Consider the following 25,578-nt stretch of genomic DNA (forward strand, 5'->3'; position numbering starts at 1 on the left):
GGTTATTCCCAGTGTTTAAGGAAATGAATGAAATCCTAAACCGAAGTAAAATGTAATTAGGCAGTAAATAAAACATGAGTAGAATGGAGTGAAATCATGTTAAAAGATATGTTTAAAAAGACATCTTCCCAGTCAAAAAAGATGCTTGATTCAGCCCAAATACCGGATGGTTTATTTCAAAAATGTGTAAAATGTAACGAAATTCTGTATGCAGAAGATGTTGTCTCCAACTATTATATATGTCCAAACTGCGGGAGCTACTTTAGAATAACGCCCAGAGAAAGATTAAGTATGGTATTGGATAAAGGAAGTTTTATAGAATGGAATGTGGAATTGCCAATCAGTGATCCTTTAAACTTCCCGGGATATAAACAGAAGTTAGAACATGTAAAAACGGTAACGAATCTGGACGAAGCAGTCATAACCGGCATTGGAGCTATTAATGGAACAGATGTAGCCATAGGTGTTATGTCCTCTGATTTCTTAATGGGAAGTATGGGGAAAGTAGTTGGAGAGAAGATAACCGGTTTAATTGAAGGAGCTACCGAAAAGAAACTTCCCTTAATTCTATTCTGTTGTTCCGGTGGAGCCAGAATGCAAGAAGGAATCGTATCTCTTATGCAAATGGCCAAAACTTCCCAAGCTCTTAAAAAACACGATGAAGCAGGACTTTTATATGTACCCGTATTAACCGATCCTACAACAGGAGGCGTTATGGCAAGTTTTGCAATGCTGGGGGATATTATCCTGGCTGAACCGGGAGCGCTTATTGGCTTTGCAGGACCTAGAGTGATTGAACAAACCATAGGGCAAAAACTTCCGGAAGGGTTTCAAAGAGCGGAATTCTTATTAGAGCATGGATTTATTGATAAAATTGTAAAGAGAAGTAAATTAAAACAGACCTTGTCAATTCTAATTAAAAGCTAAAAAGCGTTAAAGCACTGGAAGCGAAGGTATGTAAAAACAAAGTTTTTCAACCAACAATTTGTGTTATACACAAATCACAGTTATTATTAATGGCGCTGAAGCGCCGGAATAGAGGTTATTATGGCAAATGAGTTAACAGCATGGGACCGTGTTCAAATAGCCAGAGGACAAGAACGCCCAACCAGTCTTGACTATATCGGTGCCATATTTAATAAATTTATGGAGTTACATGGAGATCGTTTATGCCGTGACGATGGTGCGGTTGTGGGCGGGCTTGCAGCCATAGAGGATATTTCATTTACTGTAATCGGACAGCAAAAAGGACGCAATCTGAAAGAAAATAAGAAAAGAAATTATGGAATGCCATGTCCCGAGGGATACCGTAAAGCCCTTCGTTTAATGAAGCAGGCAGAAAAATTCAATCGTCCTGTTATATGCTTTATTGATACACCGGGTGCCTTTTGCGGCATAGAAGCAGAAGAAAGAGGACAGGGAGAGGCTATTGCAAGAAATCTCTTTGAAATGTCCGGATTAAAAGTACCTATTTTAGCTATTGTAATTGGTGAAGGGGGTAGTGGCGGCGCCCTTGCTTTAGGAGTAGCTGATGAAGTCTGGATGCTTGAGAATTCTACCTATTCCATTCTCTCACCGGAAGGTTTTGCCTCTATACTATGGAAGGACAGTAAAAGAGCCGATGAAGCAGCAGAAGTAATGAAAATTACTGCAGATGACTTAAAGAATATGGATATTATTGAACATGTAATTCCGGAGATAGAACCCTTATGTGTTGATAATATTCACACGGTTGCGGAAACTATGAGAGAAAAAATAATCGAATTTGTAAAACGATATAATGAAAAAACAAAGGAAGAAATTATAGCGGAACGCTATGAAAGATTTCGAAATATGTAATACAGAGAGTTGCTGCAAAAGTGTCATTCTAAAGCTGAGATTCGGGCATAGAATTAGACTTTAATGAATTATCTTTCAGTAGGATAATTTATATTTTACAGCAACTCTTTTTTATTTAGGTAGAGGGTGATTCTTCTCGTTTTGTGGCATTTCAAAATAATGAAGGCTATTACAATGAAGTTTCAGTGGGTTTTATTCTCTAATCTTTCCGGTGTGAAGATATTTTTCATCTCATTATACCCAGAATGTATCATTATCTTTAACTGATATATTTTTGCACCGATTGTCTTTCAACAATCTCCACATCTAAAGTAGCTGATTTAATATGTTCTCCTTCACTTTTCATGGAATCCATAAGCAGCTCCACCGCAGTTTCACCTTTTAATAAAATATTCTGAGAGATGGTAGTTAATTTTGGAGAAACGTAGAGGCTGGGCATTAAATTATCATAACCAATGATAGATAAGTCATTTGGAATGATCAGACCATTTAGTTTGCAGCTTTCCATAATACCAATTGCCATAATATCTGCTGCAGAGAATACGGCGGTAACATCATAGTGATGGTTGCTGATATCTCTCCCTGCCTTAAGACCACCTTCGTAGTTGGCATTTGCACAGATGATTCTTTGTTCATCAAAGGGGATGCCGGCTTCCTCTAAAGCCTTTTTATATCCCCCAAGCCTTTGGAGCATAATGGTATTATCCGGATAACAGGAACCGGCATAGGCAATTTTCTTATGACCATTGGCTATCAAATATTTAGTTGCAATATACCCACCTTTAAAATCATTTAAGGTTACTTTCATAATAGATTTATTTGTAGAATAACTGTCTATGAAAACCATTGGAGTTCGGCTTTCTTTCTGAATTTTATCAACTATTTTATCATAATGGGGCATCAAAAATATAGCACCATCCACGTTCCAGTTCTTCAGGGCAGTTGTAATATCATTGGCGGTTTTTACGGACAAAACCATGGTGTAGTACTGCTCTTTTCTTACGGCATGTTCTATGACTCCGAATAATTCACTAATGTAAGGATTGGTAAATATATTATTTTCTGTATCAAAAGTAGGTATGATGACTCCAATAATTTTGGAGGACTTGGCTGAAAGGCTCCTTGCTGAAAGATTGGGAACATAGTGATATTTTTCAATAAGCTCATTGATTTTTCTTCTGTTTTCTTCTGAAACTTTAGCTGTTTTACCATTAATTACATTTGATACTGTCATAATGCTTACACCAGCTTCCGCAGCTATGTCTTTTAGTGTGACCATAGGTACCTCCAAGTTTAACGTTAATCTAAATATATATGAGCGAACTATAATAAATTACATAGATTATATTTATAATAATTTTTACAAAAATTCAATGAAGGCATACATTTTACTGTAGTAGTCTGTTTTGCAAATTATCTTGTATTCTATTATAAGGAGTAATTAGAGGAATATCAAGAGGATATTGACAATACATTATTGCAGTGATATGATATTGTTAGTTTAACGATAAACCAAAAACATTCGATACAATTCATTAGAATATATAATTTTTATAAAATTATGGAGGAAAAACATGCAGGATTTATATAAAATACAAACATCACCAATCTGTAATCCCAAAAGTATCATTCAAGGGGAAAATTATCGTTTTTGTGTATTGACACCTCATATGATACGGATGGAATACAGTGAGAGCGGGGAATTTGAAGACAAGGCATCTCAGACAGTACTAAACCGTGAATTTGAACTATATCCATTCCAGGTGATTGAGAAAGAGGATTCTTTAGAGATTCTTACAGATTATGTTCATGTAATTTATGATAAAAAGCCATTTTCATCCTATGGTTTATGTGTTCACAGCAGGAGTAACGTAACCAATTGGGGTAATGTGTGGCACTATGGTGATGATTTATCGCAAAGAAAAGAAATGCTTGGGGGAACGGCACGTACATTGGACGAAGCGGATGGAGCCATACCCTTAGAAAGCGGATTAATGTCAACAGCTGGATACTCCATTTATGATGACAGCCATTCCCTGCTTCTAACCGAAGACGGATGGTTGGAGCCAAGAAAGAAAGGAAATATTGACCTTTATTACTTGGGTTATGGAAAAGATTATTTACTATGCTTGAAAGAATTCTATCAATTATGTGGAATGACACCGCTTTTGCCAAGGTTCGCACTGGGGAATTGGTGGAGCAGGTATTATGAATATACAGAAGACAGTTATAAAGAATTAATGGAGAGATTTAGGGAGGAAGGAATTCCTTTATCTGTAGCAGTTATTGATATGGATTGGCATTTAGTTAATATAGAAGAAAAATATGGGAGCGGATGGACGGGTTATACCTGGAATAAAGAGTTATTTCCGAACCCGGAGAGATTTATGGATTGGCTTCATAATAGGGGAATGAAGGTGACTCTGAATGTGCATCCGGCAGAAGGTGTTCGTGCTTTTGAAGATGGATATGAAGCTATAGCAAAAGAAATGGGCGTAAACATAGAAAAAGAAGAGAAAGTTAATTTTGATGGGGCAGACCCTAAATTTATAGAGGCCTATTTAAAACATATCCATCACCCTAATGAAGATATGGGAGTGGACTTTTGGTGGATTGATTGGCAGCAGGGGTTAAGTACAAAAATAGAAGGATTGGATCCTTTATGGGTATTAAATCATTATCATTATTTAGATAATGGGAGAAAAGGAAAACGTCCTTTGATTCTTTCCAGATATGCAGGGGTAGGAAGTCACAGGTATCCCATTGGGTTTTCCGGTGACACGGTTATTAGCTGGGAATCCCTTGATTTTCAGCCTTATTTTACAGCAAATGCGTCCAATGTAGGTTATGGTTGGTGGAGCCATGATATTGGCGGTCATATGAATGGGAAAAAAGACGATGAGTTAGAAACCAGATGGTTCCAGTTTGGAGTATTTTCACCTATTATGAGGCTTCATAGTTCTAAAAATGAATTTAACAGTAAAGAGCCTTGGAGATTTCATCCTGTATCCCACCAAATCATGAGCAGGTATTTACGTTTACGTCATCAATTGATTCCGTATCTGTATGCCATGAACTATTTATCACATAAAGAGGGGTTACCCTTAGTACAGCCTATGTACTACCAGAATCCTAATGATTGGAATGCCTATCAAGTACCCAATGAATATTATTTTGGAACGGAATTAATTGTTGTTCCTATAACAACACCCATTATTAAAGAAGTTGGTGAGGGAAAAGCTTGTGGATGGCTGCCAAAGGGAATTTATTTTGATTTCTTTGAGGGCACTATTTATGAAGGAAACCGTAAGTTTACTTTTTATCGCGACCTGGAGAATATTCCTGTTTTAGCAAAAGCAGGTGCCATCGTTCCCATGGCAGAATTGGAAGAGGCGAAATCCAATCATACAGGTAATCCGGCTAATTTGGATATCAGGGTATTTGTCGGGGCTGATGGCAGATTTGAATTATATGAAGATGACGGAGAGACTTTTGGATACAAAGAGAAAGAATTTGCAACCACTTTAATGGAATTAGACTGGAAGGAAAACTGTACATTTACCATACATGGGGCAAAAGGGTGTACAAGCCTTTTACCGGCAGAGAGAAAGTATACTTTAAGATTTACAGGGATCAAAGATACGAATGATATTCAGGTATGTTTGAATGGATATCCAGTAGAACATACAAAAACATATGAGTTTGATAAAAATACACTAACCATAATATTACCGGCTTGTAAAGTAGAATCCGAAGTAAAAGTTGAATTTAAACAAGGTGGAATATTGGCTGAAAATCCAATAGAAGATAGAACTTTTTCTTTATTAGATAAGATGCAGATTGAATTTAACCTTAAAGCTGATATATATCATATTGTTACTTCAAAAGAATCGGTTGCTTATAAATTAGGTGATTTACAGGCATTGGGATTGTCTCCTGATTTATTAGGTGTAATAAGCGAAATTTTATTGGCCTATGGTCATTGATTATTGCAAAACCTTTCAAAGTGTTACGAAGATTATCCTTTTATAACGATAATATGGCTCAATTTTTCTTTTATTGATCTATTCTTATGTAGAAATGAAAATCTTCGATTAAAATTTGGTATGACTAAATTTAATCGAAGATTTTTAACAGTAGCATTTCATTATCACTTCTTATAATTGTTTTGTAATCTACAGATTAACCTTACTATTATCTATCTGTTATAGGCACATATTCTCTTGGGGCTGCCACACTCTTATAAGCAGGTCTAATAATCTTTCCTGCATTAATAAGTTCTTCAACACGATGGGCGCTCCAGCCGGATATACGAGCAATGGCGAAGATTGGGGTATACAGTTCAATAGGAAGATCCAGCATACTGTATACGAAGCCGCTGTAAAAGTCTATATTAGCGCTGACGCCTTTATATATTTGACGTTCTCTTGCAATTGTTTCAGCTGCAAGTCTTTCCACTTTGCTATATAAATCATATTCTTTTTCTTTACCTTTTTCTTTTGCTAGTTTTTCAACAAATGATTTTAAAACATTTGCTCTTGGGTCAGATATGGAATAAACTGCATGGCCCATACCATAGATTAACCCTGCTTTATCAAAAGCTTCTTTATGGAGTAAAGCGGTTAAGTAATTGGATATTTCGTCATCGTCTGTCCAATCGCTTACTTTTTCCTTCATATCTTCGAACATCTTTACTACTTTTATATTAGCACCGCCATGTTTAGGACCTTTCAAGGAACCTAAAGAAGCTGCAACAGAAGAATAGGTATCCGTGCCTGTAGATGTAACCACGTGTGTTGTAAAAGTTGAGTTATTACCGCCGCCATGTTCTGCATGCAGCACTAAAGCTACGTCTAAGATTTTAGCTTCTAAAGGTGTATATTTACTATCCGGTCTTAATAAATGTAAAATCATTTCGGCAGTAGAGAGGTTAGGCTCAGGAGTATGAATAAATAAGCTTTGCCCATCATGATAATGTTTAAATGCCTGATAGCCGTATACAGATAATAAGGGGAATAAGGATATCAATTGTAAGGACTGCCTTAAAACATTAGGGATGGATATATCATCTGCTTTATCATCATAGGAATATAAAGTTAAAACACTTCTTGCTAAAGTATTCATCATGTCCGGACTAGGAGCTTTCATTATGATATCCCGAACAAATGAAGTTGGTAAGGAACGATAATCACCTAATAAGGTTGTGAATTTCTGAAGTTCATTCTTATCCGGCAATTGGCCAAAGAGTAAAAGATATGTAACTTCCTCAAATCCAAAACGATTTTCACTAATAAAACCATCTACAATTTCTTCCACATCAATTCCGCGGTAAAATAATTTACCTTCACATGGCACTAATTCTGAATCAACAATAGTATAGGAACGAACTTCTGCAATTTCAGTTAACCCTGTTAATACACCTTTACCGCTTACATCTCTAAGTCCTCTTTTTACATCGTACTTAGAATAAAGTTCAGGATTGATATTACTGTTCTTTTTACATAATTCTGTTAGTTCTAATATATCTGGCGTAATGTTTGAAAATGGATTGCTGTTCATAATTACCTCCTTTTTGTCTTGTCTAAAACATAAATATAATGAATTAGTTGAGAATCGAGATAGAAGATTATCTCAATATGTTTGCAAGCATCAGAAAGAAAAGTGTAAAATGATGGGCGGAATTAAAGAAGCGAATAAAAATAAAAGGCAAAGTATATAATTACACAAGATCCGATAAAAAACTTCAATATTCCACCTAAGTAATAAGTTAAAATAGAAATATTTGCAAATGATCTGGTAAGTGATAATAGTTGTTTTATTCTATCACATAATATATTGAATTGACAAGAAAAAAAATATAAAATTCATATAAAAAAACGAATAAAAATTCAGTTTACCTAGGAAGAAAAAAGCAAACTTAAAATTATCATGAAAGAATATATTTTACACTTTTATAATTGCTTTTTATAAACAAATCATCTATGATATTATTATCGGAGATAGATAAAATCATACTTTGTCTGTGGTGGTATACTTATCCATTATTAGCTGGTATTTTCCAAAATTGATTTATACAATAATAAGAAAAGGACAGGAGGAAACATATGCTGTTAGATGATTACATTTATTTTAAGATTGATAAAAAGAAGCATATTGCTTTAATAGCTCATGACGGAAAGAAGAAGGAATTGGCAGAATGGGCGGAAAAGAATAAAGATATTTTAAAAAATCATTTTTTATGTGGAACTGGTACCACAGCAAGACTTATATCTGAAAAGACCGGACTTCCGGTAAAGGGGTATAACAGTGGCCCTCTGGGCGGAGATCAGCAAATTGGCTGCAGAATTGTAGAAGGGAACATTGACTTTGTAATATTCTTATGGGATCCATTAGAATCACAACCTCATGATCCAGATGTGAAAGCATTACTTAGAATTGCTGTTGTATATGATATTCCTATTGCTAATAATCTTGCTACGGCAGATTTTTTACTTGCTTCTAAATTTATGGATGAAGAATATAATAGAAAAGTGGATAATTTCAACAAAAATATGATGTCTAGAATTCAAAAATTCACTGATTCAGATAATAAATAGTCTAATTGTCCTAATGTATATAAATAGTTATATTTATAAATTCATAATAGATAACTATTATAATTTTAAATTGTTATCAGAAATTTTATAAAATTTATATTGAATTTAATTACTAGTTTTGCTATAATTACAATATCTTTACAAGATATTGTTGGTAATAAAGATAAAAAATAAATAAGAACGATAAATTTGGAGGTGCAAATTATGAAAAAGTATGAATGCCCTTGTGGTTATGTATACGATCCTGAAGTAGGTGATCCGGATAACGGAATTGCTCCAGGCACACCTTGGGAAGATGTCCCAGAAGACTGGGTTTGCCCAGTATGCGGTTTAGAGAAAGAAGCATTTGTAGAGCTATAAATTTAATATTTAAGAGAGTAAGCATTTTGTATACTTACTCTCTTTTTTAAAAACCAAATCAATTAATAAGCAAATGAAGAGAAAGAAGGATGAACATGAAAGAATTAAAAGGATCAAAAACAGAAGCAAATTTAAAAACTGCCTTCGCAGGTGAATCGGAAGCAAGAAACAAATATACATATTATGCTTCCAAAGCTAAAAAAGAAGGATACGAACATATTGCTGAACTCTTTTTAGAAACTGCTAATAATGAAAAGGAACATGCTAAGATTTGGTTTAAATTACTTCATGACGGCATTGGAAGCACCAGTGAAAATCTTTTAGATGCAGCAGCAGGTGAGCACTATGAATGGACTGACATGTATGCTAACTTTGCAAAGGAAGCAAGAGAAGAAGGTTTTGACAAAATTGCATACCTGTTTGAAGGCGTAGCAAAAATTGAAAAAGAGCATGAAGAAAGATACAGAAAGTTATTGGAAAATGTGGAAGAAGGAATTGTATTTTCCAGGGATGGAGAAACTATTTGGCAGTGTGCTAATTGCGGACATATCCATGTTGGTAAGAAAGCACCTGAAAAATGTCCAATCTGTGATCATCCACAGGCATACTTTAAAATATTAGCACAAAATTACTAATAATAAATTAGTAAAGTGCTAACCTTTAGTATATGTTTTAATTGTAATACAGAATAGAGTATGAAAAAACAAAATTTTAAAAATGAAAGGATTGAAGAGAATATGAAAAAAGAACCAAAGTTTTTTATTTGTAAACAATGCGGTAATCTGGTAACATTAATCCATGAATCTGGAGCACCATTAGTTTGCTGTGGTCAAGAAATGAATGAACTTACAGCCAATACAACAGAAGCTGCTACGGAAAAACATTTACCAGTTGTAACAGTTGACGGCAATACAGTGACAGTAGAAATCGGAAGCGTTGAGCATCCTATGACTCCTGAACATTACATCCAATGGATTTATATCGAAACAGATAAAGGCTTACAGATGAAATATTTAAGCCCGGACGATAAGCCAAAGGCAACTTTTGAATTAAGCGGCGAAAAACTGATTGCTACTTATGAATACTGTAATTTACATGGATTATGGAAGACAGAAAATAAATAGTAAATAAGTGCTTTACTTAATTAATGAAACCTTCAAGAGCAGGTAATATATATTCCTCTCTTGAAGGTTTATTTTTGTTTTATTCGTAAGGACATTCACCTTTTCTTGCTGCAATAATTACGGATAAATAATCCTGTATCATTTCTCATATATTAGCCCCTCCCATATTCGTAAATCACAGTGTAAATTTCTTTAATTCTTAATTTTGTGTAATTGCCGATACTGTTTAATTATACAGCGGATGAAAGGTAAATTCCACCATATTTATTAAAGTCTATAAAATATATAGGGAAGCATCCTTAATGATAATTTTATATTCATCAGAACAGTTGTAAAAAGATAATTTTATGTATATAATCATAGTGTATGATAATACCTGCACTATGACTTGAGGCTTTGAATTTTCTGCTGGCAGAGGATTTATGCCATGGAAACTAGTATGATTTAGAACGGAGTGATATTATGTTAAATGACGAAGATATAAAATATATTGAAAAGACCCTTCCTTTTTGTAGTAAATTAGATAAGGGTGAAAAAAAGTTTTTACTAAATCATATATTCCCTGTTCGATATGAAAAAGGCAGCCCAATTCATAGCGGATCCATGGATTGTATTGGAGTTCTATTAATACGAAAAGGTGACATCAGAGTATATATGTTATCGGATGAAGGGAAGGAAGTAACTTTATACCGGCTATCGGACGGAGATATATGTATATTATCAGCTTCCTGTATTTTAGATAATATTACCTTTGATGTTTATATAGATGCAGAATCAGAATGTGATTTATTGGTAATTGAGTCAAAATATTATCAGCAGTTATGTAATAAGAACATTTATGCGGAAAATTATACTCAAAAATTAGTAATCGACCGGTTTTCAGATGTAATGTGGGCTATGGAACAAATTCTTTTTATGAGTTTTGACAAAAGGCTCGCAATATTCCTTTCGGATGAAGCTGCAAGAACAGGATCTGATGTAATTGAACTTACCCATGAACAAATTGCAAAATATGTTGGCAGTGCCAGAGAAGTTGTATCACGTATGTTAAAGTATTTTCAAGGGGAAGGAATCGTTGAATTATCCAGAGGAGGAGTTAAGATAGCCGACAAAAAGAAACTGAAGGCTTTAATTATGTAAAGTCATTCTAAGAGCAGTAAAGATTGGGGGGGGGAGTAAAACATTTTGGAGGCTCCGTATCCTTATAAACTCTCAGAATGACTTAACAATTAAAGGTTTGGGAAAACTTCTAGATTATTTGGTAATCTGATTTTAACGAATAACAGGGTTATTCTGCTAATAGTTTTAATATTTTTTGCTTTGGCTGAACACCAATGCTTGAATTAATAACCTTGCCATCTTTTAATGCCACTAGGGTTGGTATTGACATTACTTTAAAAGCCTGTGCAAGCTCACTTTCTTCATCTATATTTATTTTACCTACTTTAATAGATGAATTTTCATCTGCAATTTGATCAACAATGGGAGAGACCATTCTGCATGGACCGCACCAGGATGCCCAAAAGTCTAATAATACAGGCTTATCGGATTTAATTACCTCAGTTTCAAAATTATCCTTTGTTATATGAAGTATCTTGCTCATTATGTTGCTCCTTTCAATTTAAAAGATATTGGATTGTTATTTTTGAAATACATTTATTTATTTAAGATATGAGTATACTATATATCAATATGAAAGTTTTTTCTGTGATGTAGTCACAATGAACATAGTTAAATATTAGGAAGGTGTTAAAAATCCGGCAATAAAAATTAATAATAAAAAGCTATAAAAAGGATAAGAAAAATCCGACATAAAAGGGGTAGGACATACCCAATTATAATTGACGAAAGGTACTATTACTGGTAAAATAATTTCGTTTAAATTATGAGACTAAATTTTATACATTTTAAGAGGAGGAATGATTATGAAACCTATGAAAATAGCAGAAGGAATATATCAACTTTCTGTTAATGTGGAAGATATATTATTTGAGGGCTTATGGGAGATACCCAAAGGCGTTTCTCTAAATTCATATATTATAAAAGGTGAAAAGACAGCAATTGTAGATGGTGTTTGCGGATGGGACGGGGTTCCCGAAAACCTATATGCATTGCTGGAACAAATGAACATTGCTCCTGAATCCATTGAGTATTTAATTGTGAATCATATGGAACCGGATCATTCCGGCTGGATTGAAAGCTTTAAGAAAATAAATACTGACTTTAAAGTAGTAGGTAGTAAGAAAGCAAAAATGTTACTGGATGCATTTTATGGACAAGATGATAATTTTATATGCGTTAGTGAAGGGGATACCTTGGACTTAGGCAATGGTCATATTCTTAACTTTATAGATATTCCTAATGTTCATTGGCCGGATACCATTGCTACATTTGATACGTTAACCGGTACGCTGTTCTCTTGTGATGCATTTGGTTCTTTTGGAAAAATAATAGATGATAGAAGATATGAAGATGAATTAAGCAAAGAAGAGCAAAGAACTTATGAACAAGAAACCATTCGTTATTATTCTAATGTATTGGCCACCTTCTCTCTTCAGACCAAAAAAGCAACTGCAAAATGCAGTGAACTTCCAGTTAAAATTGTGGCCCCGGGACATGGCCTTATGTGGAGAAATCCGGAGAAAGTTTTTAAAGCATATTCTGAATATACAGATTGTTCCAAAGGTCCTGCAAGAGAAGAAATTACTTTAATATGGGGCTCTATGTATGGGATGACCGGAAAAGCGGTAGCGCATGCAGTTAAGGCTTTGGAGAAAGAAGATATTGTTGTTCACGTTCATGAAGTACCAAAAGACTCCTGGGGAACCGTTCTTACCTCGGCTTGGACTTCCACCGGTATAATCTTAGCTATGCCAACCTATGAATTTAAAATGTTTCCTCCAATGGGTGCAGTTTTGGAAGAACTGGGCAAGAAGAAAGTTTATAACAGAAAAGCCTTCCGTTTTGGTTCCTATGGCTGGTCAGGAGGGGCACAAAAGGAATTGGATGAAATCCTAACAAAACTAAATATGAATTGGGATTTTATTGAGCCTGTAGAATTCCTGGGTTCACCCTTAGATGAAGATTTAGAAAAAATTAGTGCTGGTGTAAAGGAATTAGTGAAACAAGTAAAAGAAATATGCAGCAATAAATAAGTAGTATTAAGACCGCACTACAATAAGGAAAGTAAAGTATCAGGAGCAACTTTTAAAGGCATATATAATGGCTTTCCTATACTATACATGTTTATTTTAACATAAGATAAGACTTGAAACACATAGGGTTAAAATGGATAACGTATAACGTTATAGAAAAGAGGCAGTTGTGATAAAGGCAGACTATCATTTACATTCATCTTTTTCAAGCGACAGTGAAACCCCCATGGAATCGCAGATTGAGAAAGCAATAGAACTTGGACTGGAAGAGATATGTTTTACGGAACATATGGATTTAGATTATCCGAAGGAATATGGTGAATTTAACTTTTCTATTGAAGAATATTTTAAAAAAATAAAAGAAATGCAAGAAAAATATAGTGGGAAAATCAATATTTATAAAGGTGTAGAATTCGGTCTGGTACCTGAAATTGGAGACCGCTACGAAGAACTGGCAAACCAGTATAATTTTGATTTTATCATTGGTTCTACTCACCTTTATAATAATTTAGACCCCTATTTTTCAGATTACTGGGAAGGTAGAACACCATACCAGGGCACTATGATGTATTTTGAAAAAATATTGGAGAATATTCAAAATTATAATAAGTATGACACATTAGGACATTTAGACTACATTATCCGGTATCAAGAGATAAAAGAGAATCCAGAGAGAAATAAAGTATTGCTTTTTAATAACTATTCCTACTCGGAATACGGGGATGTTTTAGATGAAATATTAAAGCATATCATATACCAGGGCAAGGCATTGGAAGTAAATGCCGCTGGATACCGATATGGCCTTGGTGCTCCTAATCCTCAATATTCTACATTGGTTCGCTATAAAGAACTGGGCGGGGAGTTGATAACCATTGGTTCTGATGCCCATAAATCAGAACATTTGGGATATTCTTATGATAAAGTAGAGGCTTTATTAAAAGAAGTAGGAATTCGATATTATGCTACTTTTCATGGAAGAGAAAGAATTATGAATTCATTATAAGGGATACTTATAAATAGATAAAAATAAAGAGCGGTAAAGTAAATAGAAATTATTTGAATATGTAAATCAAATGATAAAGAATGAAATCAAAAGACAAAGAATGAAATCAAATGATAAAGAATTAAAAATGATAATTAATTAGGGCAGCTAAAAGATTTATTAGCTGCCCAGTTTTTATAGTTTATGAGGTATTAATTTGGAGTATATTTGTCTTCTTAATAGGTATATTACATAACGATATATTGTAGTTGTTTTATGTTATTGAAAAAGGCAAATGATATGGGAGTTATTTGCGGGGTAACTACCAATCCATCTCTAATTGCAAAAGAAGGAAGAAATTTTTCTGAAGTTATAAAAGAAATTGCTTCCATTGTTGACGGACCAATCAGTGGCGAAGTTAAGGCTACTACCGTAGACGCAGAAGGTATGATTGCAGAAGGAAGAGAAATCGCGAAGAATCGCCCCAATATGGTGGTTAAGATTCCTATGACAGTAGAAGGATTAAAAGCAACTAAAGTTCTGGCAAGTGAAGGAATTAAAACCAATGTTACTTTAATATTCTAAAGATAGTGTAAAATCTTGGAGGATAATAAATATAAAGTAAGAGAAATACCGAACTTTATATTTAAATAAGTGTTCAGAAAGAAACATAAAAGATTGTTCAAAAAATAAACATAAAAGATAGTATTTTCATAATATAACAGTTATGATAAGATAGAATAAATAAAAAAATATATGTTTTTGATTTTGGAAGGAGAGGTATAGTTGAACGAAAAAAGACTGGTAAATGAATTTTGTAAATTAGTATCTATTGATTCTCCATCTTTTCACGAAAGAAAAATGGCAGATGTATTAAAAGGTTATTTGGAAGAATTGGGTTTTGAAGTATATGAAGATAATGCAGGTGAAATATATAATAGTGAATGCGGCAATTTATATGGATATTTAGAGGGAACCATGGAGGGAGAACCCCTTCTTTTTTCAGCTCATATGGATACAGTAGCACCTGCTATAGGCAAAAGAGCAGTATTAAAAGAAGGCGGAAGAATAGAAAGTGACGGTACCACCGTATTAGGAGCCGATGACCTTAGCGGTATTGTGGCTATATTGGAATCAATCCGTTCCTTGAAAGAAAATAATACACCACATAGGGCAATTGAAGTTTTGTTCACTATTGCGGAAGAACCCTATCTAAGAGGAAGCGAAGTATTTGATTACTCAAAGATAAAGTCAAAAGAGGCATACGTACTGGATTTATCCGGCCCTATCGGAGGAGCAGCCCACATAGCACCCTCCATTATAAAAGTAGAAGCAGAAATTAAGGGAAAAGCTTCCCATGCAGGATTTGCTCCAGAATTGGGGTTAAATGCAATTGTTCTGGCATCAAAAGTAATCAGTAAGCTAAAACTTGGACGTATTGACGAAGAAACAACTGCTAATATTGGTATTATAGCAGGAGGATTGGCAACCAATATTGTACCGGATTCCTGCAAGATACAAGGAGAGGTTAGAAGCACAAATCATGAAAAAGCATTAGAACAGGCAGAAAATATAAAAAATATATTTACAGAAACCATTAAGGAACTTGGAGGAAACTGTGAAGTTGATATTATCATCGGACAATATGCTTATGCAGTAAAGGATGATCACAGAGTAATTAAAAGATATGAAAAGGTATGTAATGAATTAAACATTCCATTTCAGCTGGATAGAACATTTGGAGGAAGCGATAACAATAATTTCTTCCGCCATGGCATAAACGGTATTGTAATTGCTTGTGCTATGAATCAGGTACATTCTTGTAATGAATACACCACTGTAGAGGATTTAATGAAAGTAACAAGTATAGTACACAAACTTATGACAAGCAAAGAATAATAATTTAGAACAATGTAAAAACAAGTTAATGATGAAATAAGGGCACTTTGCCTGACGTTTATAGAATTAATGTATATGATATGCTCCTTCTTATGGTGAATAGTTGATTATTTAAACTGTCTGCCACAAGGGGGAGCATATCAATATTGTAAGTGTAGGGCTAAGCTGGCTTTAATAATTATATTATCAACATATGTATTACAAAAACACACAACAATTTAAAGGTATGAACTGGCTTAAATTCATAAGGAATTGTGCGGGAATCCCTTAAAAATATATGATTAACTAATTGTTTGTGCTACAACCACTTACAGAATGTTGGTTATATGATTAACTAATTGTTTGTGCTGTAACCACTTACAAAATGTTGGCTATATGATTAATTAATCGTTTTGCGGCCGCTTTCTTTTAACCAGTTCTATGGCTTCTTTACCAGTCATATGCTCAATGGCTAATTCTACAAGACATACCTGCTTGAATGCTTTATCAATTTCCTGCAAACGTCCCTGTTCGTGGTTAGGTGAATATCTTTCAGCTAATTTTTCAAGAGCACTTCTCTTTTCTGTTTCTCCTTCTAAAATACGTGCTTTTCCAAAGGCAATGACACTTCGGAAATAGGTAGTATATTCTTCCGGTATCACATTATCCTGATCAATAACGCAAAAGGATACTTTATTATTTCTTGCAATAGCATCCAACTTATAACCGGTAGCAGCACAATGAAAAATGATTTTGGAATCATAATATACATAACTAAGAGGAACTGCATAGGGATAATCATTATCTCCGGATACAGCCAGTACACCGGAGGTTCCATTATTAAGAACAGCAATACATTCCTCTAAAGTTAAATTTTGTTTTTTGCGGCGCATTTCTCTAAACATATAGATACCTCTTTCTTATAAAAATAATAAAACGTCTGAGAGTCATTCCTACAAAGGATTGATAGAATGAACAAAAGACGTTTACCCTGCAGTAATTTTAATATTTTAATAATTCTATCTTATTCAATATCAAAAATCAAGATTCATTCATACTTTAACTAATCCCTTTTAACTAATCCCTTTTAATTAATCCCGATGAATCTTGGAAAGGGGTCGTTAACTTCTTTATTTCGCCATGCTCTCTGGCCGATTCCCTTTCTATCCGAGTTTAGATACGTAAGTCGGGTATAGAAAATAGAGAATTATTTTCATGACAAAAGAAGAAATATAGCTTATAATAAAATCCGATAGATTTATGTTGTTGTTATTAAGATGCGCTAAAGCGCTAGAATCGAGGATATCATGATAAAGAATATAGTCCATTTTAATGTTCAGCAAATAGCTGATAGTGGACAATGTTTCCGTATGAACAATATTGGTAAGAATACTTATAGCGTGGTAGCTTATAATAAATATTTGGAAATAGAGCAATTGGATAATAACCAGGTAGACTTTAAATGTGAGAATGAAGACTTTGAATCATTGTGGGCAGATTATTTTGACTTAAATTATGATTATGGTAATGTAGTTCATTCTATACATAACAGTGAGGATGATTTCTTAAAAAAAGCAGTGGAATACGGGGAAGGCATCCGTATATTAAAACAAGATTTATGGGAAACCATTGTGAGTTTTATTATTTCTCAAAGAAAATCAATACCTGCTATTAAGTCAACTATCGAAAAACTTTGTGTGAAGTTTGGGGAAAAGAAAAACCTTGAAGGTAAAGAGTATTATACTTTCCCTTCTCCAGAAGTAATAGCAGAGCAAAGCATAGAAGATTTGCAAGGTTTGGCATTAGGATACCGGGATAAATATATTCTAAGTACAGCAAAAACCATAGCAGACGGCACCATTAATCTGGGACATATAAAGCAAATGACCCGTGAAGATGCAATTCTTGAGCTAAAAAAGCTTTCCGGTGTGGGAGAAAAGGTAGCTAATTGTGTGGCACTCTATGGTATGCACAGAATTGATGCATTTCCTATTGATGTGTGGATACAACGTGTGGTTGATACATACTATGGTGGATCTTTTGATACAAATACTTATAAAGGTTTTAATGGAATTGTACAGCAATATATGTTTTATTATATGAAGAATGAATATAAGTCCTGAAGAACGGAGGCACTTTATATGGAAAGAGCAATCTACTTAATTACAGGTGTTATAGCTTCGGGGAAATCAACGGTAGGGGAACTTCTTGCATCTAAAATGGAAAAAGGAGTTCATTTGCGTGGAGATGTATTTCGCCGTATGATTGTATCCGGCCGTGAAGAAATGTCTGCCCAGCCCACTGAAGAAGCAATCCGCCAATTATATCTTCGTTACTGTCTGGCTGTAAATGCGGCAAAGATGTATTATGATAATAGTTTTTCTGTGGTTTTGCAGGACAATTATTACGGAGCAGAGTTATCCCATATAATAGAACAGTTCAAGGGTTATCCCATTCACGTAATTGTTTTATGTCCAAATGTAGAGGTAATAAAAGAACGGGAGAAATCAAGAGGAAAAATTGGTTACAGTGGCTTTACAGTTGAAGATTTGTATACAGATTTTATGAAAGATACGCCCAAAATCGGTTTATGGCTGGACACCTCTGAACAGTCACCGGAGCAATCGGTTAATAATATTTTGCAACATTTTTGCAAGGAAACGTAATTTATAACTGTTGGGAGCTAGCGGGTTCGCATTCGAAGTACTTTTTGAACTAAATTGAGATATTTATTTGTTGATGCAGGCAAAGAGAACAATCATTATCATCAGATGACTATATGCAATGGAACTAATTTATATTTTCCTCCGTCTAATATTTGTAAACCAACTAGAAATGAATGGAGGCAGAATATTATGACTAAAACAAAGATGATAAAAGCTTTACTATTAGGAGCTTGTTTCTCCTTATTCTTTACAGGAGCTGCATATACATCAGGTGGCGGTACCAGCGGAAATACCGAAAAAAGTACTCCCGCGTATAAAGGAGCAGCCGAAGAGAATAAGGAATTGCTGGAAAGACAAAATCAAAGATCATGTAGATGAAATTGAGAAGATGGGGTTTGTAGTAACCCATACCGGAGTTGTGGGAGATGGGGTAGAAGTTGGTATTTCACCTTATGAAGAAGCATTTGTAGATTATCTGAATAATAATTTGGGTAAAGAGCAAATGGATATTGTGGAAGGTGAGATAAATATGTTATACACCGCACCGGATTCCCCGGATTCATCTATATCCAGTCCAGCAGCAGGTGTAACCACTGATCAGCCAGCAGCTCCTGTTGATGATAATCTGGAAGAGGATAAGATGACCATACAAATTACTTCTGTGAATGAGGAAGAAGCTATAGCCGAAAATACTTCAGCTAATAATGAAACAGCGGATAAGGTAGTTGAAAATGATATAATTGAAGATGCCAAACTGATTTCTGCAAAAGCAGATCCAGTAAGCAGCTCTTTAAAAGAAACTAGTATTACAGGAATAGTTGTTGTAATTGGTGTGGCAGCAGTTATTCTATTAACTGCTATAATATTAATTACCCGTAAACAAAAAGCAATGAAAAGATAAAAGCTTAGCTTATATTTGGAAGTATTAAAAAAGAATAATATTAGAATCAATTAAATAGCAACAAAAATATAGGATGCACGGCCATGAATAAAAGAAATCTTTTGAAAGAAAGAATCTTTATAAAACTATCTAAAATAGTTATGGGTGCATCCTATATTTATCCCATAAAAGAAACATGGCCTATGATTCTGAAACAAAAATAATTCAAATATTAAGATGATACCAGAATTCAGAAACAAAAGTAATTCAAATAATAAGATAATGCCGGAATTCAGAAACAAAAGGAATTTCAATAATAGGATAATGCCGGAATTCAGAAGCAAAAGTAATATTCAAATAATCAAACAATTGGCATTTAGAAACAAAGTAAATTATTCAGATAATAAGTAAATGCCGGATTTTCTGAAGCTAAGCTCCAGAAATATTCTGATTTCCAGAATATACTTAGACTGCATTTATAAGAGGTTAATATGATAATTCAGTAACTATTTCTATAGGTCTATATGAAGCTAAAATTTCTTTAAACATGAATTCAACTATACTGAATCTGTGTTCTCAAAATGACATTTCTTAACCACATTTTATTATGTATAATTTTTGTTTTATGGGTAAAATTTTAGGAGAAAGGATGTGTTATTTTGAGAATACCGAATCATATTGGGATAATCCCAGATGGCAATAGAAGATGGGCATTAAATAACGGGTTTAAAAAAGAAGATGGATATGATTATGGATTAGATCCCGGACTGGAGGTTTTAAGGCTTGCTAAAAAAGCAGGAATTAAGGAAATAACTTATTATGGATTTACAACGGACAATTGCAAAAGACCGGTGGTACAGCAGGAGGCTTTTAAAAAGGCATGTGTGGATGCTGTTCGTATTATTTCATCGGAAGGTTCTTCCTTGTTAGTAGTAGGTAATACCCAGTCGCAAAGTTTTCCCAAAGAACTTTTACCCTATACGAAAAGGACAGATATGAATGGTGGAGGAATTAAAGTGAATTTCCTCGTTAATTATGGTTGGGAATGGGATATTGAGCATATTCTGGACTCTTCCGATAGGAAGTATTCTGTACAGGACAAGCTGCATTCTTCGGATATATCCAGAATCGATTTAATTATTCGATGGGGTAATATGAGGAGATTATCAGGTTTTTTACCAATACAGTCTGTATATTCTGATTTTTATGTAGTAGAAGAAATGTGGCCTGATTTTCAAAGCAAACATTTTGAAAGAGCATTGGAATGGTATGACAAACAAGATGTTACATTAGGGGGATAATAGAATAATTATATTTCATTCTTCATAATATATTTATGAGATGCCATAAATTTGAAGAGCTCCGTAAGTGGGTAATGTTATTTGAAAGAAAAATGCTCCGTAGAAAATCATATTGACTTACATGGTATCTTTTGGTAGTATTTTAATACAGACAAAAGTCGGCAATAATGGACAAAAATCATTATTTCGTCAATGATTTGTTAGTAAAGTATCTTAATAGGGAAGGGGTTCGCTATGGAGAATCAAAACAATAACAAAGCTACGGCTTCGTTAGTACTTGGCATCATAAGTTTAGTCTTTATATTCTTTAATATGTATGCTTTTGTAGGTATAATTTTAGCAATTATCGGTCTTGTTCTTGGTATACAAGTACAGAAAGAATCACCTGAAAATGGAACGGCTAAAGCCGGTGTAATACTTTGCATTATTGGTCTGGCATTATGTGCACTTTCCTTTATTGCTTGTGCCTTGTGCGTCGGAGGAATTGTTAGCAATTTACGTTATTTCTATAGATTTTAAATCGAATGTTATAAAGGGGCTGCTGCAATGGTCTTGCAATAGCCCTTTTGTTAGTATAGAATAGGGATATATCGGAGGAAAAAATGCTGCCTACAATAGAAGTTTTAGGAAGAGAAATAAGCTTATACGGTTTAATGGGAGTAATCGGTATCTTTTTTGGTGTACTGGCTGCCATTTACCGCAGGAAGATCTATCATATTAGCAAAGAAGATGTAATATTCTCTTCTTGTTATGCAGGTATCGGTTTGCTGTTGGGAGCAAAATTGCTTTTTATAATTACCATCATGCCCGATTTAATAAGAAATAAAGATCTACTAATTGCAAATCCTAAATTGTTATTACATATTCTGTTCGGGGGATTGGTGTTTTATGGAGGGCTGATTGGTGCTTTTCTTGGGTTCTATGTATACAGTAAACAATATAAAATAAATTTTATTAATTTATTGGATTTAATTGCTCCTTCCATACCTCTTATACATGGATTTGGAAGGATTGGATGTTTTACTGCCGGATGCTGTTACGGGATAGAATATGATGGACTGTTCCATGTGATTTTCAGGTATTCCCAGGCGGCACCAAATGGAGTGGCTTTATTGCCGATTCAGCTTATCAGCAGCGGTATTAATTTCCTTGGATGTATTGTGCTTTTTATTTATGGGAGAAACAAGAGGAAATCAGGCAGAGTAATTGGAGTTTATTTAATTTTTTATAGTATAGCCCGGTTTAATATAGAATTTTTCCGCGGAGATGTTGTAAGAGGTGTTTTCTTTGGAATATCCACCTCCCAATGGATCAGTTTATTACTAATTCCAATTGGTTTTTGGTTATATTTTAAAAAATTTCCTATAGAGTTGGAAAAGACTATGAATGAAAAATAATAATGTATTTATATTATTAATATAAAATGAAAACATGGGGTATTTTTGTTAATTTAATAATAATCAGAAGATTTTTCTGATTCTAATAAACTTAGGAGGGATATATATATGTTAAAAGATATTATTAAGAAAAACCGTTCTTACAGACGTTTTTATGGTGAGAAGGCTATTACAATGGACCAATTAAGAGAATTGGTTGATTTGGCAAGAATGTCACCAAGTATGGGTAACAAACAGCCTTTAAAATATATATTGGTCTGTGAACCGGAAGTAAATGCAAAAGTATTTGAGCATTTATTATGGGCAGGTTATCTAAAAGAATGGCCGGGTCCAATTCCAGAAGAACGTCCTACTGGCTATGTAATTATGCTGAGGGATAAGAATATTAACAAAATTCCCACCCCTGATGAAGGAATCTGTGGACAGAGCATCTTATTAGGAGCAACTGAACAGGGTCTTGGTGGCTGTATGATTGCAAGTTTTCACAAGGATAAATTAACGGAGGCTCTTCAGGTAAGTGATGATTATGATATTGCTATTGTAATTGCACTGGGATATCCAAAAGAAGAAGTAGTGTTGGAAACTGTAAAAGAAGATGGAGATATTAAATATTGGAGAGATGAAAATCAAGTTCATCACGTTCCAAAAAGAAGTTTAGACGAATTAATTTTAAAGGAAATAAAATAAAGATTATATAAAATAGAAAAGAAGAATTACTATGATTTAAAGCTGTTGCATCTAAAGTATGTAGCAGCTTTTTTCGGTCTGATTTTAAGAGTATTAGCAAGTAAAAATATAGAGTAATAACATGAAATAAAATTACATAAGTAAAAATATAAATAGAAATAAAATTACAATTTCTCTTGACATTACATAATATGTTAGTTAAAATAAATTAAAAGAGATTAGAATATATTACTAAATTATACTTGTAGCGAAGCGCTGAATTGCAAATAATTTAATGTAATATCATCTGGAAATGTGGGATTATTATGAATGATTATTTATCAAACCTGGTAACAGAAAAGGTAAACCAAAATACTAAGAATATTGATGAATGCAGTACCGGCGAAATTTTGGAATTAATCAATCAGGAAGATTGTGGCGTTCCTTTTGCCGTAAAAGAAGAAATGCCTAATATCATCAAAGCCGTGGATATTCTTTATGAATCTTTAAAAAATGGTGGCAAGATGGTTTATATCGGAGCAGGTACTTCCGGAAGATTAGGGGTATTAGATGCATCAGAATGTCCGCCTACTTTTGGCACGGTTCCTGAATTAATACAAGGATATATTGCCGGAGGTGATGTGGCCCTAAGAACTGCTGTTGAAGGTTGTGAAGATAATGCAGATTTGGGAAGGCAGCAGATTATTGAGTGTAATATTAAAGAGGGGGATGTAGTAATTGGTATCACAGCCAGTGGAAGTGCTCCTTATGTAATTGGGGGCTTAAAGCAAGCGAAAGAATTAGGTGCAAAAACTATTGCAGTTGTGAATAATAAAGAAAGTAAATTAAAGCCAATAAGTGACATATGTATAGCTCCGGTTGTGGGACCGGAGGTTATTATCGGATCCACAAGAATGAAAGCGGGTACTGCCCAAAAACTTGTGCTAAATATGTTAACCACCTCAACTATGATTAAACTTGGAAAAGTATACGGTAACATGATGGTTGATTTAAAGGCTACCAACCATAAACTTAATGATAGAGCGTTAAGAATTATTAAAACCACTACAGGAGTAAATGATGAAACAGCCAAAGAATATTTAGATAAGTCGAATAAGAATACCAAAACGGCAATATTAATGATTTTATCCGGTTACTCATTAGAAGATGCTGAAAAATTATTGCTGGAGAATGAAGGATATTTAAAAAAGGCATTAATGCAACTAAATATTAAAATGGAAAAGGACCTATAAAATACATATGGAAAGACGAATTTTAAGGCTGGTTTACCCCTGATAAAGAATCCAAAAGATTTAAAAAGTATTCATAAACAGGTATTATTATTGTAGTTCGTACATTATTAGTAACAACGATATTTAATTCCGGTTAACGAAACGCTGCAAGGGCACCAATAATAAATGAGTCCTAACCGGACAGAAAGAGGTATTTATGTTGGAACATATCAGGTTAAAGGATACAAGAAGAGTGGTAGGACTTATGTCAGGCACCTCCGTGGATGGAATTGACGGGGCACTGGTGGAAATCACCGGGGATCCCTTGGAGGGAAAGGTAAAGTTAATTGCCTTTGAAAACAATCCTTTTCCGGAAGAAGTTAAGGAAATGATAATTTCTCTATTTGATACTAAACATGCTAATGTAGAGCAGTTGGGATATATGAATGTACTTCTTGGAGAACTTTATGCCAAGGCGGTATTCTCAGTAGTACATAAAGCAGGCCTTAAAATAGAGGATGTGGATTTCATAGGTTCTCACGGCCAAACTATCTTTCATCATCCTGAGGTTTGCACTTTTCCTATGGAGTCCAAGGGACTTTCTTCTAATTCTCCAGAAGACTCCTGCACTTTTGCCTATACCATGCAGATTGGAGAAGGTGCAGTCATTGCTGCAAGAACCGGTATCCCATGTGTTTCTGATTTTAGAGTTGCTGATATGGCAGCAGGGGGGCAAGGTGCTCCTTTAGTGCCATTTACAGAATATCTATTATACAAAAGAGAAGATAAAACAGTTCTATTACAGAATATCGGAGGTATCGGTAATATTACAGTTCTTCCCCAAGGCGGATCTCAGGAGGAAGTATATGCTTTTGATACGGGACCTGGCAATATGATTATGGATGGCTTAATCAGTTTATTTACCAATGGGGAGAAAAGCTATGATGAAGGTGGAAAGACGGCAGCTAAGGGACAGGTGAACAAGGAGTTACTGGATACTATGTGCAGGGATAGTTACTTTTCAAAGAAACCACCAAAATCCACAGGAAGAGAATTGTTTGGAAAAGAGTATTGCATGAAGTTGTTCCAAAAGATGCTGGAACAAAATATCAGTATGGAGGATGCCCTTGCTACAGTAACGGAATTTACCGCATGGTCCATAGAAGACTCTTACAGGCAATTTATTATGGAAAAAGAGAGTAAGAGAAGCGCTGACTTTCAATTTATTATTGGAGGTGGAGGCAGCTATAATCACACCTTAGTAACAAAGATAAAACAACGTATGGAACCATTGAATATGGAAGTTCTTATACAGGAGGATATTGGATTCAGCAGTGATGCAAAAGAAGCAGTTGCTTTTGCTATGTTAGCGGATTGTACCATTGCTGGTAAATACAATAATATACCATCAGTTACCGGAGCTTGTAAGCCGGTAGTTATGGGTAAAATATCCTTGTAAGAAACAGAAACTATGGCAAATAATTGGTTAAGCTGTAATAAGG

23 protein-coding genes and 2 pseudogenes are annotated in these 25,578 nt (G+C 34.3%); 21 read left to right on the forward strand and 4 right to left on the reverse strand.

Going from position 1 to position 25,578, the window contains the following annotated elements; all coding sequences use genetic code 11:
* The first annotated feature begins 96 nt into the window (after positions 1 to 96).
* Positions 97 to 1,839: pseudogene (locus RT261_RS20995) on the forward strand (acetyl-CoA carboxylase carboxyltransferase subunit alpha).
* A 259-nt stretch (positions 1,840 to 2,098) separates the two neighbouring features.
* Here the strand turns inward: RT261_RS20995 and RT261_RS06820 are convergent.
* Entirely contained in the window at positions 2,099 to 3,118 is a 1,020-nt protein-coding gene (locus RT261_RS06820) for a LacI family DNA-binding transcriptional regulator (RefSeq protein ID WP_313131019.1), read from the reverse strand.
* A 295-nt stretch (positions 3,119 to 3,413) separates the two neighbouring features.
* Here RT261_RS06820 and RT261_RS06825 point away from each other — a divergent pair, with 295 nt between their 5' ends.
* Positions 3,414 to 5,825, forward strand: coding sequence for a glycoside hydrolase family 31 protein (locus tag RT261_RS06825; RefSeq protein WP_313131020.1), 2,412 nt, complete (start codon positions 3,414 to 3,416; stop codon positions 5,823 to 5,825).
* 208 nt (positions 5,826 to 6,033) lie between these two features.
* On the opposite strand, the gene RT261_RS06830 is transcribed toward RT261_RS06825, so the two are convergent.
* Complete coding sequence (locus tag RT261_RS06830; protein WP_313131021.1) at positions 6,034 to 7,398, reverse strand: citrate/2-methylcitrate synthase; 1,365 nt, start codon at positions 7,396 to 7,398, stop codon at positions 6,034 to 6,036.
* Between the two features lie 545 nt (positions 7,399 to 7,943).
* Here RT261_RS06830 and RT261_RS06835 point away from each other — a divergent pair.
* The 5 genes from RT261_RS06835 to RT261_RS06855 all read left to right on the forward strand — a co-directional run bounded on the left by RT261_RS06835 (position 7,944) and on the right by RT261_RS06855 (position 11,059).
* Positions 7,944 to 8,435, forward strand: a complete 492-nt coding sequence (locus RT261_RS06835; protein WP_313131024.1) for a methylglyoxal synthase — start codon at positions 7,944 to 7,946, stop codon at positions 8,433 to 8,435.
* Between the two features lie 204 nt (positions 8,436 to 8,639).
* The gene (rd, locus tag RT261_RS06840) at positions 8,640 to 8,795 is read left to right on the forward strand and encodes a rubredoxin (RefSeq protein WP_091688304.1); all 156 of its coding nucleotides are present in this window, start codon (positions 8,640 to 8,642) and stop codon (positions 8,793 to 8,795) included.
* A 95-nt stretch (positions 8,796 to 8,890) separates the two neighbouring features.
* Positions 8,891 to 9,430 (forward strand): rubrerythrin, encoded by a 540-nt coding sequence (rbr, locus tag RT261_RS06845; RefSeq protein WP_313131028.1) that lies wholly within the window; start codon positions 8,891 to 8,893, stop codon positions 9,428 to 9,430.
* 60 nt (positions 9,431 to 9,490) lie between these two features.
* A complete protein-coding gene (locus tag RT261_RS06850) occupies positions 9,491 to 9,919 on the forward strand; it encodes a desulfoferrodoxin family protein (RefSeq protein ID WP_331665423.1) in 429 nt (142 codons plus the stop codon).
* Between the two features lie 462 nt (positions 9,920 to 10,381).
* Complete coding sequence (locus tag RT261_RS06855; RefSeq protein ID WP_313131030.1) at positions 10,382 to 11,059, forward strand: Crp/Fnr family transcriptional regulator; 678 nt, start codon at positions 10,382 to 10,384, stop codon at positions 11,057 to 11,059.
* 148 nt (positions 11,060 to 11,207) lie between these two features.
* Here the strand turns inward: RT261_RS06855 and trxA are convergent, their stop codons facing one another.
* Positions 11,208 to 11,522: a thioredoxin gene (gene trxA / locus RT261_RS06860; RefSeq protein WP_313131033.1), complete on the reverse strand. Its 315-nt coding sequence runs from the start codon at positions 11,520 to 11,522 to the stop codon at positions 11,208 to 11,210.
* Positions 11,523 to 11,844: 322 nt separating this feature from the next.
* Between trxA and RT261_RS06865 the strand changes: the two genes are divergently transcribed.
* The 4 genes and pseudogenes from RT261_RS06865 to RT261_RS06880 all read left to right on the forward strand — a co-directional run bounded on the left by RT261_RS06865 (position 11,845) and on the right by RT261_RS06880 (position 15,955).
* Entirely contained in the window at positions 11,845 to 13,074 is a 1,230-nt protein-coding gene (locus tag RT261_RS06865) for an FprA family A-type flavoprotein (RefSeq protein ID WP_313131035.1), read from the forward strand.
* Positions 13,075 to 13,243: 169 nt separating this feature from the next.
* Entirely contained in the window at positions 13,244 to 14,077 is an 834-nt protein-coding gene (locus RT261_RS06870; protein ID WP_313131038.1) for a histidinol-phosphatase HisJ family protein, read from the forward strand.
* A 255-nt stretch (positions 14,078 to 14,332) separates the two neighbouring features.
* A pseudogene (locus RT261_RS06875) lies at positions 14,333 to 14,638 on the forward strand (transaldolase family protein); the annotation flags it as partial.
* 204 nt (positions 14,639 to 14,842) lie between these two features.
* Positions 14,843 to 15,955, forward strand: coding sequence for a M20/M25/M40 family metallo-hydrolase (locus tag RT261_RS06880; protein WP_313131040.1), 1,113 nt, complete (start codon positions 14,843 to 14,845; stop codon positions 15,953 to 15,955).
* Positions 15,956 to 16,338: 383 nt separating this feature from the next.
* Here the strand turns inward: RT261_RS06880 and RT261_RS06885 are convergent, their stop codons facing one another.
* Positions 16,339 to 16,839: a pyridoxamine 5'-phosphate oxidase family protein gene (locus RT261_RS06885; RefSeq protein WP_313131043.1), complete on the reverse strand. Its 501-nt coding sequence runs from the start codon at positions 16,837 to 16,839 to the stop codon at positions 16,339 to 16,341.
* Between the two features lie 402 nt (positions 16,840 to 17,241).
* On the opposite strand from RT261_RS06885, the gene RT261_RS06890 reads away from it, so the two are divergent.
* The 10 genes from RT261_RS06890 to anmK all read left to right on the forward strand — a co-directional run bounded on the left by RT261_RS06890 (position 17,242) and on the right by anmK (position 25,535).
* Positions 17,242 to 18,057 (forward strand): DNA-3-methyladenine glycosylase family protein, encoded by an 816-nt coding sequence (locus RT261_RS06890; protein WP_313131045.1) that lies wholly within the window; start codon positions 17,242 to 17,244, stop codon positions 18,055 to 18,057.
* An 18-nt stretch (positions 18,058 to 18,075) separates the two neighbouring features.
* Positions 18,076 to 18,600 (forward strand): AAA family ATPase, encoded by a 525-nt coding sequence (locus tag RT261_RS06895; RefSeq protein ID WP_313131048.1) that lies wholly within the window; start codon positions 18,076 to 18,078, stop codon positions 18,598 to 18,600.
* A gap of 189 nt (positions 18,601 to 18,789) precedes the next feature.
* Entirely contained in the window at positions 18,790 to 18,978 is a 189-nt protein-coding gene (locus tag RT261_RS06900; RefSeq protein ID WP_313131050.1) for a hypothetical protein, read from the forward strand.
* A 10-nt stretch (positions 18,979 to 18,988) separates the two neighbouring features.
* The gene (locus RT261_RS06905; protein WP_313131052.1) at positions 18,989 to 19,501 is read left to right on the forward strand and encodes a hypothetical protein; all 513 of its coding nucleotides are present in this window, start codon (positions 18,989 to 18,991) and stop codon (positions 19,499 to 19,501) included.
* A gap of 638 nt (positions 19,502 to 20,139) precedes the next feature.
* Complete coding sequence (locus RT261_RS06910; RefSeq protein WP_313131055.1) at positions 20,140 to 20,781, forward strand: undecaprenyl diphosphate synthase family protein; 642 nt, start codon at positions 20,140 to 20,142, stop codon at positions 20,779 to 20,781.
* A 234-nt stretch (positions 20,782 to 21,015) separates the two neighbouring features.
* A complete protein-coding gene (locus tag RT261_RS06915; protein ID WP_313131057.1) occupies positions 21,016 to 21,300 on the forward strand; it encodes a hypothetical protein in 285 nt (94 codons plus the stop codon).
* 83 nt (positions 21,301 to 21,383) lie between these two features.
* Positions 21,384 to 22,178, forward strand: a complete 795-nt coding sequence (locus tag RT261_RS06920) for a prolipoprotein diacylglyceryl transferase (protein ID WP_313131059.1) — start codon at positions 21,384 to 21,386, stop codon at positions 22,176 to 22,178.
* Positions 22,179 to 22,286: 108 nt separating this feature from the next.
* Positions 22,287 to 22,865 (forward strand): nitroreductase family protein, encoded by a 579-nt coding sequence (locus RT261_RS06925; protein ID WP_313131061.1) that lies wholly within the window; start codon positions 22,287 to 22,289, stop codon positions 22,863 to 22,865.
* A 305-nt stretch (positions 22,866 to 23,170) separates the two neighbouring features.
* Entirely contained in the window at positions 23,171 to 24,097 is a 927-nt protein-coding gene (murQ, locus tag RT261_RS06930; protein WP_313131064.1) for an N-acetylmuramic acid 6-phosphate etherase, read from the forward strand.
* 196 nt (positions 24,098 to 24,293) lie between these two features.
* A complete protein-coding gene (anmK, locus tag RT261_RS06935) occupies positions 24,294 to 25,535 on the forward strand; it encodes an anhydro-N-acetylmuramic acid kinase AnmK (RefSeq protein WP_313131066.1) in 1,242 nt (413 codons plus the stop codon).
* The last annotated feature ends 43 nt before the right edge of the window (positions 25,536 to 25,578 follow it).

The sequence above is a fragment of the Anaerocolumna sp. genome (assembly GCF_032079385.1).
In the GTDB taxonomy this organism is placed as follows: domain Bacteria; phylum Bacillota; class Clostridia; order Lachnospirales; family Lachnospiraceae; genus Anaerocolumna.